Origin of the sequence: Embleya sp. NPDC020886 (assembly GCF_044333915.1) — a bacterium.
Classification (GTDB): domain Bacteria; phylum Actinomycetota; class Actinomycetes; order Streptomycetales; family Streptomycetaceae; genus Embleya.
The window spans coordinates 422,628-436,197 of record NZ_JBIRRX010000005.1; the positions used below are offsets into that span (position 1 = coordinate 422,628).

Here is a 13,570-nt window from a genome sequence, read left to right on the forward strand (position 1 = left end):
CTACTCCCCACCGGCCCGCGTCGCGGCCCGGCCGGCCGCACCGGTGGCGAACGCGTCGGCCGCGGCGATCGCCAACCCGCCGAGTAGGCTGAGATTCTTGAAGAACTCGTTGCGCTGGGCGATCCGGCGCACCGGATCCTGCTGGCGCCAGAAGTCGTGCACGGTCACGGTCGTCGGCACCAGGCACACCGCCAACAGGCCGATGCTGAGCGACGGCCGAAACCCGGCACCCAGCGCGACCCCGCCGATGAGCATGCCCGCCGCCGTACCGCGGGTTGCCACCCGCGGCAGCGGAACCCCGTGCCGCTCGGCCAACGCCGGCAGCGGACCGGGGTCGCGCAGCACGCTGTAGCCACCGGTGACGAATCCGGTGGCCAACAGCGGCCTGGCCAGCCTCCGTAGGGTCTTGTGCGCGGTCTCCATGGATGTCCCATCTCCTGCTCATGCCTCGATGACGGATGCTTGCTCGCGGTCGTGGACGCGGCATCAGGGCGAGCCGGGCGCCGGCCCCGTCGTGACGGTCACCCGGCGCACGGTCAGTCGCACGCCCTGGCCCCACAAGCGATTGGCGCGCAGCCCGAGTTCGTCGCGAAACCGCTGCGGCGCGGGCGCTCCGCGCGCGGGATCGTAATACCGCTCGGCGGAGAGCCGGACCAGGCCGCGTCCGTCCGGCCCGGCGGCATCCAACAAGGTGAACAGGCCGAGTCCGAAAGCGAGTTGTCTCGGCACGGCCGACTCCTCGGTGCCACCGTGGTCGATCACCAGGTGCGTCCGGGGCAGCGACAGGTGCCCCAACCGTGCGACGGAGAGCACCTGTTCGCCATCCACGCTCCAGCGGACCGTGCCCGCGTCGCGATCGAGGCCGATTTCCAGCCGCCGGACCAGGTCGGGGGTGCGTTCGGCGACCGGCACCAGGTAGGTGAACGCGGCCCACCCGGTCCCTGGCCGGGGCAGCCGCTCGTACACCGCGTGGATGTGCCGATTGCTGACGAAAAAATCGAAGACCAGGCCGGTTTCGCGGTCCAGCGCGAGCAGCGCGCCGGCGCCGAGCCGCGGGTCGGCCTGCGGTTCGGCGACCGCGTCGCCGAAGGGATGGCGCTCCGCGCCGAACACGCGCACGGCCAGTTCCGCCGCGCCCACCAGTTCCCCGCCGCCGGGCGCGTCGAAGCCCGGCAGTCCGGACGAGGCGGTGTGGGCCACCAGGGCGCACCACTTCAGGTGGTCGTCCGCGCCGCCGGGCCCGGTCGCGTAGCCGAACGCCGGCGCACCGCCGGCGGTCGTCTCCGGGGGTTCGACCACCGACCCGGCGTCGCCGGTACGGACTCTCGCGTCGCCCAGCGGCAGTGTCCCGACCGGTCTGATCTGCCAATCGGGGCGGGGTCCGGTGGTGCGGAGACCGGCGGATCCGGGCCGGTCGAACAGCGACCGGCGGATGGCCGTGTCCTGCTCCGTGCGCTGGCTGTCGGGCATGACGGCCGGGCTCCCTTCACCGTGACGGCTGCGGGAACCGAGCGTTTCGGCCCGGGCTCGAACGCGACTCGACACCCGCTAGGGCGTGTCTTCAATCCCCCGTCGGGCTCTGCGGCGTGAGCGCAGCGAGGAGCCCGAAGGGCGGATGCCGTGCATCGGCGTGCCGGAGAAGCGCCCGCATAGTGGTTCTATTCCGGTGTTTCTCCGGGGCGGCGAGGTGCGGTGCCGGGCGTCGCGGAGCCCGACGGGGGATCGAAGACACGCCCTGGTGTCCTGCGCCTGCCGTGACCGGCGTGTCTTGCCCGCTTGAGCCCGCTTCCAGCGGGATTCCAGCCGGGGCCGCGACTGTGATCCGCCGGACGACCGATTCGGGAGGGACAGTCCATGACAGGCGGAGAGAACGACGCCGAGCGCTGGGTGCTGGTCATCGGAGCCACCGGCAGGCAGGGTGGTACGGCCGCCCGACACCTGCTCGATCGCGGCTGGGCGGTGCACGCGTTCGTTCGCAACCCGGACCATCCGCAGGCTCGCGAACTGGCGGCCAAGGGCGCCGAGTTGGTGCCGGGATCGCTTGACGACGCGGACTCCGTGTACGCCGCGACGACCGGTGCGTACGGGGTGTTCAGCGTCTTCACGCCGACGCACGGCAACGGCCTCGACGGCGAGGAACGGCACGCGGCCCTGATCGCCGAGGCGGTCCGCAAGGCCGGCGTGGCGCACGTGGTGCACAGCTCGGTCGGCGGGGTGGAGAATCCCGGCGGCGTCGGCTGGCGGGAGACCAAACTACGGGTCGAACAGACCATGCGTACCTCCGGACGGCCCACGACCTTCCTGCGCGCGGTCTATTACATGGAGAACTTCCTCGACCTTCCGCCGGTGTCGGACGGCAACGGCGGCCTGGTGCTCAGCCGCGGTCTGCTGCCCGATACCACCCTGCAGATGATCGCGTCACAGGACATCGGCTGGTTCGTCGCCGACGCCTTCGACGACCCGGCGCAATTCGTCGACCGCAACGTGGAGATCGCCGGCGAGGAGCTGACCGGACCGGAGATCGCCGCAGCCTTCGAGCGGTACACCGGGATGCCGAGCCGATTCGAGTCGGTGCCCATCGAGGAGATCGCCCGACAGAACGAGTGGATGGCCAAGACCTTCGTGTGGTTCAACGAGGTCGGCTACACCGCGGACATTCCCGCGCATCGGGCCGCGCATCCGGAACTGCGCACCTTCGAGGCGTTCCTGCGTGATTCGGGATGGGTTCCGCCGCAGGGTCCGGGATGAGCCCGGACGATCCGGCCGGCCGCCGCAGAGCCCTGCCCTCGCTCACCGGCATGCGCTTCCTGGCCGCCGCCATGGTGTTCTTCTCGCACGCCTTCTTCCGGTTCGTGCCCACCAGTTGGGGATCCGCGGACAAGGGCGTGTCGTTCCTGTGGAGCAAGGCCGGCTCCACCGGAGTGTCGTTCTTCTTCATCCTGAGCGGTTTCGTGCTGACCTGGTCGGCCCGACCGGGTGAGCGCGCCCGGTCCTTCTGGCGCGCCCGGGCCTGCAAGATCTACCCGAACCACCTGGTCACCGCGGCCGCCGCGATCCTGCTCGCGCTGTCCCTCGACGAGACGATGACAACCCGTCAGGTGTTGCCGAACCTCGCGCTCGTGCACACCTGGCTCCCGCGCCTGGACATCCTGAACAGCGTCAACACGGTGAGCTGGTCGCTGGGTTGCGAGGCGTTCTTCTACCTGTCGTTCCCGTTCCTGCTGCGGCTGGTGCTGCGGGTGCCCGGGCGATGGTTGTGGTGGTGGGGTGCGGGTGTCGCGGCCGCCGTGTGGTGCGTGCCGCTGGTGTCCCACGTGTTCCTGGACTCGGGCACGCCGCTCTCCGCGCGGTTGCCCTATTCGGTGACCCAGCTGTGGTTCGTGTACTTCTTCCCGGTGACCCGGGCCCTGGAGTTCGTCCTCGGCATGTTCCTGGCGCAGCTCGTCGCCCAGGGCAGGTGGCCGCGGATCGGCCTGCTGCCGGCGGGGGCGCTGGTGGTGGGCGCGTACTTCGGGGCGTTGTACATCCCCGGGCAGTACGGCACGGTCGCGGTGACCGTGGTCCCGCTGGCCCTGCTGATCGGGGCCGGCGCTCGGGCCGACCTCGACCGGCGGCCGTCCGCACTGCGCGGCCCGACGATGTTGTGGCTCGGCGAGGTCTCGTTCGCGCTGTACATGGTGCACGAACTGTTCATCGACCGAGTCGCGTACGAGCTGGGCATCACCACCGCGGACAGCCTGACCCCCTGGCAGGCCGCCGGCCTGGCGCTGCCCACCCTGGGCGGCGCGCTCGTGTTGGCCTGGCTGCTGAACTCGCTCGTCGAGCGGCCGGTCATGCGCCGGTGGAGTCGCGCCCGCAAGCCGGTACCCGCCGGCCGGCCCGATCCCGGCGTGGTGTCGGGCGAGGGCGCGGCGGTGGCCGAGGATCCGCGGCGATCGGTGCACTGACCGGCGAGCACCCGAGCGCCCGGTACCGAACGGCCGGTACCGAACTGCGGGCACCGAGCGCCCTGTACCGAACAACCGGTGGCGAACCGGTGCCGAACACCGGGCACGGGGAGCCGACTGCCATGCCGCGGCAGTCGGCTCCCTTTCCCGTTCGCGGCGCTCGCGCCGGTCTCCTACACGGCGGGGGCGCTGCGGCTGTGCGTATCGGTGTCGGGCGCCGGATCCGCGTCCGCCGACGCGTCGTCGGACGGCTTCGCCCCGCGCTCCAAGGCGGTCATCAACACGGCGGGGAGGATGGCGAGCGCCGACGCCGCCAGCACCCACACGAAGGTCACACCGAAGCCGGATGCCTGCTCGGAGGCCCGCCCGCCGGCGTCGTCGAGGTGCTGTTGGAGCACCACGACGAACAGGGCGGTCCCCATCGAACCGCCGATCCGTTGCAGCATGTTGAGCTGCGGGGTGGCGTCGTTGACCTGGGATGGGGCCAACGCCCGGAACGCCGCCGTCATGGCGGGCATGCCGGACATCCCGATCCCGAACCCGCGGGCGACCATCGCCACCCCCAGCAGCCAGTACGAACTCCCGGCCGAGATCAGGACGAACGGCAACGTGGCCGCGACACAGACGACCCCGCCGATGACGGCGGTCAGGCTGCCGATCCGCTCGAAGAGGCGCCCGGCCAGGAACATGCCCACCGCGGCGCCGAGTCCCTGCGGAGCCAGCAGCATGCCGGTATGGAACGCGTCCTCGTGCCGGACCACCTGGAAGTACAGCGGCATCAGGATCATGCCGCCGAAAATGGCGGTGCCCATGACGAACGTCGCGAAGGACGCCGCGCCGAACATCCGGTTCCGGTACAACCGCAGGTCCAGCAGCGGGTGTTCGACCCGCAGCGACCGCAGCACGAACACGGTGGTCAGGGCCAAGCCCACCAGGAACGGCAGCAGCACCTCGGCGGAGACCGCCGTGCCCTCCAGCCCGGCCCGGGCCAATCCGTAGGTGACGCCCACCACGCCCACCGAAACCAGGAGCAGCCCGGGCACATCGAGCGGCCCGGCCGCCTCGCCCGCGTCGTCACGCGGCAGCAGCCGCACGGTGAGGTACATCGCCAGGACGCCCACCGGCACATTGATCCAGAAGATCCACTCCCAGCCCGCGTGATCCAGGAGCAATCCGCCGATGGTGGGGCCGAGCACCGGGGTGAGCACCATCGGCACGCCGATCGCGCTCATCACCCGGGCCAGGCCCTGCGGCCCGGCCGCCCGGACCAGGATCATCTGGCCGACGGGCATCATCAGCCCGCCGCCCACGCCTTGGAGCGTGCGGAAGAGGATGAGCGTCTCGGCCGACGACGCGAGCCCGCACAACGCCGAGGCCACCGTAAAGATCGCGAGCGCCCACGCGTACAGCCGGCGCGGGCCGAAGCGTCGGGCGGCCCACGCGGACACGGGGGTCACCGCGGCCAGGGCCAGCAGGTAGCTCGTCACCACCCATTGCACGGTGTCGAGGGATGCGTCGAAGTCCACCGAGAGATGCCGCAGGGCGACGTTGACGACGGTCGAATCCAGGAAGGCGAGGATCGCGCCCATCAGCACGACCAGCACGGCTTGCCGCGCTTCGCGGGTGAGACCGGGGCGCTCCGACGTGGCCGGCGGGTCCGCTGGGTCATCGTATGCAGTCATGTCTCCAGCTTCTCATCCATAGGGCTGTCACCGTCAAACAGATGGATGATTAGTTAGGATGGCCGGATGACAGTCAAGAAGATCAACCCCGGCGCGGGCGCCGGTGCCGGCGAGCGCGGAGCCGACGCGACGCAGGCCGACGACGGCCACGATCGCCGGCGGCCCCGGCGGGCGCCCAAAGCCGAGGAGCGGCAACGCGACGCGGAGCGGTCCCGGCGGCTGTTGCTGGACGCCGCGCTCGACGAGTTCGCGTCCCGCGGCCCGGCCGGCGCCCGGGTGCAGGAGATCGCCGAACGGGCGGGCGTCAACAAGCAGTTGATCAACTACTACTTCGGCGGGAAGGACGGCCTCTACCGCGAGCTGCACCGCGGTTGGGCCGAGAGCGAGGCGCTCTTCGCCGAGGAGGACACGCCCTTGGCCGAGGTCGCGGTCCGCTACCTGGAGCGGGGGCTCGCCGACCCGAGGCCGGCCAGGCTGATGCTCTGGCGGGGGCTCTCGGATGAGGTCCGGGAGGTTCCGGAGGAGGAGGCGGCGGCGCTCGACGAGGACGTGGCCGGCCTGCGGCGAGCGCGCGAGCGGGGCGAGATCGCCGACGACCTGGACCCGGCCTTCCTACGGCTGGCCGTGATGGGGATGATCATGGCGCCGATCGTGATGCCGCAGATCGCCGGGCGGGCAGCGGGGCTCGATCCGCGATCCGCCGAGTTCCGGGAACGATACGGCGAGCAGATCCGCCGACTGGTCCGGCATCTGGGCGGACCGGTGCCGGAGCAGGATCCCCCGAACCGGGCCGAACCCTCGGCGACGTGAAATCGTCGGCGCGGCGCGCCCCCGACAGGTGCCGCCCACCTGCCCCGACTACCAGAGCCCCTCGGTCAACTCGCGGAAGCGGGCGAGGCGGGAGATCTCGGCGTCCGCGCCGCCGGCCCCCCGCCGATTGGAGAGGGTGAGATGCGTGGCGCCCGCCTGCCGCCAGGTCTCCAGGCTCGTCGCCCACGCGTCCTCCGGGACCAGCTGGAGCGCGATCCGCGCCTCGACGCCGAAGGTGTCCACGTCCCGACCGTGCGCGACCACGAGCTCGCGCAACCGTCGAACGACGTCCACCCCCGCCCGCACGTCGCGCATCAGCGGGCCGAACATCTTGTAGCCGTCGGCGATCCGGGCCATCCGGTCCAGGACCACGGGCTTGGGCACACCGCCGCCGTCGAAGTCGCCGCCGCCCATCCACACCGGCACCCGCCGCTCCGGGCGCGGGTTCAGGGCCACGTCGACCAGCTGGATCAGCTTGCCTCGATGGGTGACCGACGGCTCGGTCCACAACAGGCGCATCACCTCGACCTGCTCCTCGACGAGCTGCCCGCGAGTGGTCGGGTCGACACCGAACGCCTGTACCTCCTCCCGGTTCCAGCCCACGCTGACGCAGAGTCGAAGCCGCCCCTCCGAGAACAGATCGATCTCGGCCGCCTGCTTGGCCGCGAGGCCGGCGGAGCGCAGCGGGAGCAGAACCGAGGGGGCGATCTCGATCCGCGAGGTGAGCGCCGCAACGAACGCGGCCTGGGTGAACGCCTCGTGCCACGGCTCACACGGGGACATGCTCGACGGCCAGTTCGGCGCCCGGGCCGGCAGCACGTGCTCGCCGAAGCCCAGATGGTCGTAGCCGAGATCCTCGAACGCCTGTACGTAGTCCCGAAGTTCGTGCCGGGTATCGAAGTAGGGCAGGTCGCCGCCGATCCGCAACGGGCGAGGCGACCCGAGCCCGGAGACATCCGGTTCGGCGAACCCTACGGGACCGACCGGGCGTTCCTGAGAGCTGGTCACGCGCGAACCTCCGTGAGTGTGCTGACCCGATTACGTACCGTCCACCTTGGCACCACTGCCTGGAGCCCGGCTACCGCATCCCTCGAACGCCGCCCCGATGTCCGCGTTCCAGCCGGCTTCGAGCCCCCCTCCACCCCCACCCACGACCCTGATCCGCGCCACGAAAGGAGCACGAATGAGCGAGCACGAGGCAAGGACACCCGCATCGGGCGAGGGAGTGCGGTTGCCCTCGGGCGTCGGCCTGACGGCGGTGGGCATCGCCGCCGGGCGGGCCGCGGAGAGTGAGCGCGAGGAGCGGTTGTTCCACGACCCGTACGCACGGGCCTTCGTCGAGGCGGTCGGGGCGAGCGCCGTGGACGGGATGCGGGACTTCGCGGGTTACGTCGCCGTGCGCACCCGCTTCTTCGACGACTGTCTGGGCGGCGCGGCGGACCGCGGCTGCCGCCAGGTGGTGATCCTGGCCGCGGGCCTGGACACCAGGGCGTTCCGCCTCGACTGGCCCGTCGGGACCAGGGTGTTCGAGCTGGACCTGCCGGATCTGCTCGCCTTCAAGGAGCGTGTGCTGGCCGACCGACAGGCGGCACCCGCGTGCGCTCGCACGGTGTTGCCGGTCGACCTGCGGGACGACTGGCCCGCCACGCTGCGCTCCGCCGGATTCGAGCCGAAGGAGCCGACCGCCTGGCTGGTCGAGGGATTGCTGCCCTACCTGGACCGGGCCGGCAACGACGAACTCCTCGACACCGTGGGGAGGTTGTCCGCGCCCGGCAGCGAGTTCGCGATGGACCACATCGACTCGGCCACCAAACGGCACCGGCTGGCCCGGGTCTCCGACACCCTCGACGACCTGGGGGCGACCTGGAAGTCCACCCTCGACGATCCGGCGGGGTGGCTGAGCGGCCACGGCTGGCAGGTGACGGACGCGCCGACCATCGCCGCCCTGGCCGGCCGCTACGGGCGGGGCGCCGCCCTGGCCGCCGAAGCCGGGGCCCGGCCCAGCGGGCTGGCCGCCGCGGTCCGGAAGGGCTGAACCGTGGGCATGCGAATCTCGACGGTCGAGCGTGCGCTCGCCCTGACCTGCCGGGTCCACACCGAGCCGCACGGCGACGACCACACCATCGCCTACACCCTGCGCTTCAACGTGACCGCGCCCCGAACGGCGCGGGTGGGAGAGGAGTTCGAGATCGTCCTCGTGCCCGCGCCGATCACCTTCTCCGCCAAGCTCAGCAGCGGCATCGACGACATCGCCCTGTGCTTTCGGATCCCCACGCACGCGCGGGTCGTGCGGCACACACTGACCGGTGGCGAGGCGCTCGGCGAAGCGTCTCCGTACACCGAACCACTTCCCGGGGGCCGCCTGGTCCTGCGTGCCCCGGGGCCGTTCCGGCCCGAAGTACCGTTCACCCTCCCGGCCTTGAGCTGGCGCGTGCGCGCCGACGGGAGCGGCCCGGTGGAGACCGGCCTGGCCGGGACCGACTTCACCGACCCGGCCTGGAGCTACCGCTGGGCCCGCGCCGCCGACGCGGTGAGCGGCGACGTCACGGGCTTCCCGGACCCTGTCGTGGATCCATCCGGCACCCTCGGCCGGACGGTCCCCATGCTGTGACCCCACCCGCGCCGTGACCGCTCCGGGCTTCGACCGTCAGCGCGCGCCGGCCGCCAGGTCGCGGGCCCGGGCCGCGGCACGCAGGATCCGCACCCGACCCGCCAGGTCGGTGGCCGCCGCCGAGACCATCACGCCGAGCGTGGTGACGCCCGCGTCGGCGTACGCGCGCATCCGCTCGGCGAGCCGGGGCACGGGGCCCACCAAGGCGGTGCGGTCGATGAAGTCCACCGGGAGCGCGGCCGCCGCGCCGGCCCGATCGCCCGCCGCCAACCGCCGCCGCAGCAGCGCGACCTCGCGTTCGTAGCCCAGTTGCCGGGCCATCGAGCAGTAGAAGTTCCGGGCCGGGTCGCCGATGCCGAGCAGGTACACGTACTGCTCGCGCAGCGCGTCCACCGCGGTCGGCACGTCGTCGGCCACCGACGTGGGCAGGCTCGGCAGCACCTCGAACCCGTCCATGCCGAGCCCCGCCCGGGTCCGACCCGCCCGGAGCTCGACCACGGCCTTCGCGACCGACTCGGGCGAGGTGAACACCCCGAGCCAGCCGTCGGCGATCTCTCCGGCCAGCCGCAGCGCGTGCGGGCCGACCGCCGCCAGATACACCGGCAGCCGGGTGTGCGGCCGTTCGGTGGTCAGCCGCAGGGGCGCGTCGGCGCCGGCGCCGGGAGCGGGAAGCCGAAAGTGCTCTCCCGTATACGTGACCGACTCCCCGGCCAACGCCCGCCGGACGATGTCCACGTACTCGCGGGTGCGGCCCAGCGGCCGGTCGAACGGCACGCCGTACCAGCCCTGCGACACATCGGGATTGGACACCCCCAGGCCGAGCCGGAACCGGCCGCCGCTGAGCGCGTCCAGCGTCGCCGCAGTGAGTGCGGCCGTGCCCGGCGGCCGGGCCGGGATCTGCATCACCGCCGAGACCAGGCCGATCCGCTCGGTCGCGCCGGCCGCCAGGCCGAGCACGCTCACCGCGTCCGAGCGGTACCCCTCGGGCGCCAACACCACGTCGTAGTCGAGCAGTTCCGCCGCACGGGCCAACTCGCCCGCTCCCTGGTACACCAGATTCGCGCCGAGTCGCACGGCCGTCTCCTCAGGTCGGTCGAAGGATCGGTCAGGTCGGGTCGGAGCAGGTCAGATCAGGTGGGCGCCGCCGTCCACGGACAGCACATGGCCGGTCGTGTACGCGGCATTGGCCAGACCGATCACCGCCTCGGCGACGTCCTCCGGCAGGCCGACCCGGCCCAGCGGGGTGCTCTGGCGGACCTTCTCGGCGATCGGCGCGAAGAAGTCGCTGTCCCGCGTCCACGGCGTGGCGATCAGCCCGGGAGCCACCGCGTTCACGCGCACGTGCGGGCCGACCGCCCCGGCGAGCAGCACGGTCATGTGCTCGATCGCCGCCTTGCTCACCGCGTACGGGATCGAACTGCCCACGGCCCGGCGGCCGGCGACGGAGGAGATGTTGATCACCGCCCCGTCACCCGACGCGATGAGATGCGGTACGGCGGCCACGGTGGTCTGCCAGGTGCCGAGCACATTGAGCCCGAGGATCTCCCGCCACACCTCGGGGGTCACCGCCGCCAGGTCGGCGTGCGGGATCACCCGCGTGACCCCGGCGTTGTTGACCAGCAGGTCGAGTCGGCCGAAGTGCGCCACGGACGCCTCCACCAACTCCCGCGCCTGCACCGGGACGGACACGTCCGCCCGGATGTACACCGCGTCCGGCAGGGCGGCCGCGACCTTCTCGCCGGCCTCCACCGAACGCGCGGAGTTGACCACGACCCGGATGCCCTCGGCGCCCAGCCGCAGCGCGATCGCCGCCCCGATCCCGGAGGAGGAACCCGTCACCAGCGCCACTCGCGTTTCGGCGGACATCAGTAGTTGCCCAACCCGCCGCAGACGTTCAGCGCCTGCGCGGTCACCGCGGCGGCGTCGTCGCCGACGAGGTACTCGACCATCGCGGCCACCTCGCGAGTCTCCACGTAGCGACCCATCGGCACCCGAGTGGTGATGCGGTCGTGCGCCTCCTGCTCGGTGACGCCCCAGATGCCGGCGTAGTGCTCGCGGACGCCCTGGGCCATCGGCGTCTCGACGAAGCCCGGGCACACGGCGTTGACCGTGATCCCGGACCGGGCGAGTTCCAGGCCCAGTGCCTTGGTGAAGCCCACCACGCCGTGCTTGGACGCGGAGTACGGCGCGGCGTGCACCACACCCTGCTTGCCGCCGGTCGAGGCGATGTTGACGATCCGGCCGCGGCCCTTGGCCAGCATTCCACCGGTGGTCAGTACTTCCTTGGTCATCAGGAAGACGCTGTTGAGGTTCGTGGCGATGACGTCGAACCACAACTCGTCCGGGATCTCCGCGGTGGCGCCGCCGCCGCTTCGGCCCGCGTTGTTGACCAGGATGTCGACCGGGCCGAATCGTTCGACGGCCGCGCGCACGTACTCCCTGATCTGCTCCGGCCGCGCGACGTCGCACACCGAGCCGTCCGCCTCGAAGCCCGCGCTCCGCAACTCCCCCAGCGTGGCGTCCAGTTCGGCCTTGCCCCGGGCGCAGAGGTAGACCCGCGCGCCGAGCCCGGCCAGCCGGTGCGCGACCTCCTTGCCGATTCCGCTCGTGGCGCCGGTCACCAGGGCCACGGGGGTGCCTGTCTCGCTCATGGGTCTCCGATCCCGCTGTCGTAGGGGACACGACGCGTCCCGCCGTCCCGGGGAAGCGTGGGACGGGCGACTTGAGGCGAGGTGGAAGCCGGCTGGAGCGCGGGACGGCCCGCTTTCCAGCCGATTTCGAGGTGGGCCGGTCAGGCTGGCCGACGCCGGCCTTCGGCACCGGCCGTGGGGTGTCCCGGGACACCCCCGACACAACCGAAACCACCGAAGGAGAGCCCGATGACCCAAACCTCCGTCCGCACCGATCTCTACGCGCGGGTCCAGCACTTCTACGCGCACCAGATGCAGGCCCTCGACGCCGGCCGGTTCGAGGACTACGCCGCGACCTTCACCCCGGACGGCACCTTCCAACACTCGCCGGCCGCCGAGCCGGCTCGCACGCGGGCCGGGATCGTCGCCGAACTGGTGGAATTCCACAAGCGGTTCGACGGCGACCCGGTCCAGCGCAGGCACTGGTTCAACCACATCGCGCTGGTCTTGCGGGCCGACGGCGGCATCGCCGCCACGGTGTACGCCTTGGTGGTCACCGTCCGCCCGGGCGGCAAGCCGGAGATCGCCCCGAGCTGCGTGGTGCACGACGTCCTGGAGGTGGGGGAGGACGGGGTGTACACCCGCTCCCGTCGGATCACCCACGACCAGCTCGGCTGACACCGCGATGGCGAACCGTCAGTACGCCGGTAGCCGGGCGGGCACGGCCGCCTCCCAGCGGTCGAGTTCGGGCGCGCCGCAGAGCACGGCCTGGTGCAGCCGCTGGAGCCGTGCCGACGGCTCCACGCCGAGTTCCCGATACAGGCGCTCGCGGAGGTGGCGGAACTCCTGGAGCGCGCGCGAGGGACTCCCCGAACGGCAGAGCGCGATCATCAGTTGGGCACACAGGTTCTCGTTCAGCGGGTACCGGACGACGAGCGTGCGCAACTCGCCGAGAAGGGCCGCGTGGTAGCCGAGTTGCATATCGGCCTCTATGCGTTCCTCCAGCACTTGCCTACGCGTTTCCTCCATATGGATGATCTCCAGACCCAATACCCGCCCCACCGGGACGTCGACCAGAGCGGGCCCTCGCCACAGGGCGAGGGCGTCGGTGAGAAGTGCCGACGCCGAGCGGGGATCACCGGCCGCCAACGCGATACTGCCCTCGGCCGCGGAGCGTCGGAATCTCGACCAGTCACAGTTCTCCGCGGGCACCGTTATTCGGTAGCCGCCGAAGGAAGTCGCCAGGAAATCCTTCGGGGAACGCTCGGGGAAATTTTGTAACGCCTTGGAAATTCGCCGGCGCAGTTGCATGATGTATGTCTGCAGCGTCGTGGCCGAACTGCGCGGTACCGCATCTCCCCATAATTCCTCCATCAGCGTCGCCACGGGTACGATCCGACCCGCGTGCAGAGTGAGCAGCGCGAGGATCTGTCGGGGCTTGCCCGCGCTCGGCACGATGGATTGACCGTGCTCGCGGACCAGCAACTCTCCCAATACTTCGACATCCATGGGCGTCCTCCGATCGAGGTGTCTCGGCAACGTCGATCCGACACTCGCATCGACCGACGTCCGCCGCCCAGTGACGTGGTCACGTTCCCGGGGGTGAATTCGACACGTACCCATGAGGAATTCACACTTCTATTTCCGGAGGCCATCCGCGGGACCTGACGGACCCGTGCGATCGCGGCGCCGGCTCCATCGGGACCGGCCGCCCGTCGATTCGATCATGGCCCGATATCGGCGGACGCCCTGTGACCCGCGCGACAACCGCATCCCACGCGATCGGATTACTGATTGACTGCGCCCCTCGGATCCATATTCGATCGGGCGGACGGCATGGTCGACTTACCGAAGGATGAGCCACCCCCTTGGCTCGCGGCGTGCATCGTT

At 71.3% G+C, this 13,570-nt stretch carries 14 protein-coding genes; 6 read left to right on the forward strand and 8 right to left on the reverse strand.

Annotated elements, in window-relative coordinates; translation table 11 throughout:
- A complete protein-coding gene (locus ACH4U8_RS20975) occupies nt 1-423 on the reverse strand; it encodes a DoxX family protein (RefSeq protein ID WP_360305861.1) in 423 nt (140 codons plus the stop codon).
- A 63-nt stretch (nt 424-486) separates the two neighbouring features.
- The gene (locus ACH4U8_RS20980) at nt 487-1,470 is read right to left on the reverse strand and encodes a DUF6081 family protein (protein WP_395779284.1); all 984 of its coding nucleotides are present in this window, start codon (nt 1,468-1,470) and stop codon (nt 487-489) included.
- Between the two features lie 384 nt (nt 1,471-1,854).
- On the opposite strand from ACH4U8_RS20980, the gene ACH4U8_RS20985 reads away from it, so the two are divergent.
- Together ACH4U8_RS20985 and ACH4U8_RS20990 are read left to right on the forward strand one after the other, a co-directional pair.
- Nucleotides 1,855-2,748 (forward strand): NmrA/HSCARG family protein, encoded by an 894-nt coding sequence (locus tag ACH4U8_RS20985; RefSeq protein ID WP_360305857.1) that lies wholly within the window; start codon nt 1,855-1,857, stop codon nt 2,746-2,748.
- Nucleotides 2,745-3,947, forward strand: coding sequence for an acyltransferase family protein (locus tag ACH4U8_RS20990; protein WP_395779286.1), 1,203 nt, complete (start codon nt 2,745-2,747; stop codon nt 3,945-3,947). Before ACH4U8_RS20985 ends, ACH4U8_RS20990 begins: the two co-directional genes overlap by 4 nt.
- 173 nt (nt 3,948-4,120) lie before the next feature.
- On the opposite strand, the gene ACH4U8_RS20995 is transcribed toward ACH4U8_RS20990, so the two are convergent.
- The gene (locus tag ACH4U8_RS20995) at nt 4,121-5,629 is read right to left on the reverse strand and encodes an MDR family MFS transporter (RefSeq protein ID WP_395779288.1); all 1,509 of its coding nucleotides are present in this window, start codon (nt 5,627-5,629) and stop codon (nt 4,121-4,123) included.
- Between the two features lie 66 nt (nt 5,630-5,695).
- Here ACH4U8_RS20995 and ACH4U8_RS21000 point away from each other — a divergent pair, with 66 nt between their 5' ends.
- Entirely contained in the window at nt 5,696-6,439 is a 744-nt protein-coding gene (locus ACH4U8_RS21000; protein WP_360305851.1) for a TetR family transcriptional regulator, read from the forward strand.
- Nucleotides 6,440-6,487: 48 nt separating this feature from the next.
- Here the strand turns inward: ACH4U8_RS21000 and ACH4U8_RS21005 are convergent, their stop codons facing one another.
- Nucleotides 6,488-7,447, reverse strand: coding sequence for a TIGR03619 family F420-dependent LLM class oxidoreductase (locus ACH4U8_RS21005; RefSeq protein ID WP_395779290.1), 960 nt, complete (start codon nt 7,445-7,447; stop codon nt 6,488-6,490).
- 175 nt (nt 7,448-7,622) lie between these two features.
- Between ACH4U8_RS21005 and ACH4U8_RS21010 the strand changes: the two genes are divergently transcribed.
- Nucleotides 7,623-8,474, forward strand: a complete 852-nt coding sequence (locus tag ACH4U8_RS21010) for an SAM-dependent methyltransferase (protein WP_395779292.1) — start codon at nt 7,623-7,625, stop codon at nt 8,472-8,474.
- Between the two features lie 9 nt (nt 8,475-8,483).
- Entirely contained in the window at nt 8,484-9,050 is a 567-nt protein-coding gene (locus tag ACH4U8_RS21015; protein WP_395779294.1) for a hypothetical protein, read from the forward strand.
- A 36-nt stretch (nt 9,051-9,086) separates the two neighbouring features.
- Here the strand turns inward: ACH4U8_RS21015 and ACH4U8_RS21020 are convergent, their stop codons facing one another.
- The 3 genes from ACH4U8_RS21020 to ACH4U8_RS21030 are packed head-to-tail and all read right to left on the reverse strand — an operon-like array spanning nt 9,087 to nt 11,701.
- Nucleotides 9,087-10,124: an LLM class flavin-dependent oxidoreductase gene (locus tag ACH4U8_RS21020; protein ID WP_395779296.1), complete on the reverse strand. Its 1,038-nt coding sequence runs from the start codon at nt 10,122-10,124 to the stop codon at nt 9,087-9,089.
- 51 nt (nt 10,125-10,175) lie between these two features.
- Nucleotides 10,176-10,916: an SDR family NAD(P)-dependent oxidoreductase gene (locus ACH4U8_RS21025; RefSeq protein ID WP_395779298.1), complete on the reverse strand. Its 741-nt coding sequence runs from the start codon at nt 10,914-10,916 to the stop codon at nt 10,176-10,178.
- The gene (locus tag ACH4U8_RS21030) at nt 10,916-11,701 is read right to left on the reverse strand and encodes an SDR family NAD(P)-dependent oxidoreductase (RefSeq protein ID WP_395779300.1); all 786 of its coding nucleotides are present in this window, start codon (nt 11,699-11,701) and stop codon (nt 10,916-10,918) included. The genes ACH4U8_RS21025 and ACH4U8_RS21030 overlap by 1 nt, the downstream gene beginning before the upstream one ends.
- Nucleotides 11,702-11,929: 228 nt before the next feature.
- Between ACH4U8_RS21030 and ACH4U8_RS21035 the strand changes: the two genes are divergently transcribed.
- Complete coding sequence (locus tag ACH4U8_RS21035) at nt 11,930-12,358, forward strand: nuclear transport factor 2 family protein (RefSeq protein ID WP_360305837.1); 429 nt, start codon at nt 11,930-11,932, stop codon at nt 12,356-12,358.
- An 18-nt stretch (nt 12,359-12,376) separates the two neighbouring features.
- Here ACH4U8_RS21035 and ACH4U8_RS21040 read toward each other — a convergent pair whose 3' ends face one another.
- Complete coding sequence (locus tag ACH4U8_RS21040; RefSeq protein ID WP_395779302.1) at nt 12,377-13,189, reverse strand: BTAD domain-containing putative transcriptional regulator; 813 nt, start codon at nt 13,187-13,189, stop codon at nt 12,377-12,379.
- Nucleotides 13,190-13,570 lie beyond the last annotated feature (381 nt).

What these genes read in the sequence shown, in the direction of transcription:
- ACH4U8_RS20975 (WP_360305861.1), bottom strand. Translation starts at nt 423, where the DNA reads ATGGAGACCGCGCACAAGACCCTACGGAGGCTGGCCAGGCCGCTGTTG.
- ACH4U8_RS20980 (WP_395779284.1), bottom strand. Translation starts at nt 1,470, where the DNA reads ATGCCCGACAGCCAGCGCACGGAGCAGGACACGGCCATCCGCCGGTCG.
- ACH4U8_RS20985 (WP_360305857.1), top strand. Translation starts at nt 1,855, where the DNA reads ATGACAGGCGGAGAGAACGACGCCGAGCGCTGGGTGCTGGTCATCGGA.
- ACH4U8_RS20990 (WP_395779286.1), top strand. Translation starts at nt 2,745, where the DNA reads ATGAGCCCGGACGATCCGGCCGGCCGCCGCAGAGCCCTGCCCTCGCTC.
- ACH4U8_RS20995 (WP_395779288.1), bottom strand. Translation starts at nt 5,629, where the DNA reads ATGACTGCATACGATGACCCAGCGGACCCGCCGGCCACGTCGGAGCGC.
- ACH4U8_RS21000 (WP_360305851.1), top strand. Translation starts at nt 5,696, where the DNA reads ATGACAGTCAAGAAGATCAACCCCGGCGCGGGCGCCGGTGCCGGCGAG.
- ACH4U8_RS21010 (WP_395779292.1), top strand. Translation starts at nt 7,623, where the DNA reads ATGAGCGAGCACGAGGCAAGGACACCCGCATCGGGCGAGGGAGTGCGG.
- ACH4U8_RS21015 (WP_395779294.1), top strand. Translation starts at nt 8,484, where the DNA reads ATGCGAATCTCGACGGTCGAGCGTGCGCTCGCCCTGACCTGCCGGGTC.
- ACH4U8_RS21025 (WP_395779298.1), bottom strand. Translation starts at nt 10,916, where the DNA reads ATGTCCGCCGAAACGCGAGTGGCGCTGGTGACGGGTTCCTCCTCCGGG.
- ACH4U8_RS21030 (WP_395779300.1), bottom strand. Translation starts at nt 11,701, where the DNA reads ATGAGCGAGACAGGCACCCCCGTGGCCCTGGTGACCGGCGCCACGAGC.
- ACH4U8_RS21035 (WP_360305837.1), top strand. Translation starts at nt 11,930, where the DNA reads ATGACCCAAACCTCCGTCCGCACCGATCTCTACGCGCGGGTCCAGCAC.
- ACH4U8_RS21040 (WP_395779302.1), bottom strand. Translation starts at nt 13,189, where the DNA reads ATGGATGTCGAAGTATTGGGAGAGTTGCTGGTCCGCGAGCACGGTCAA.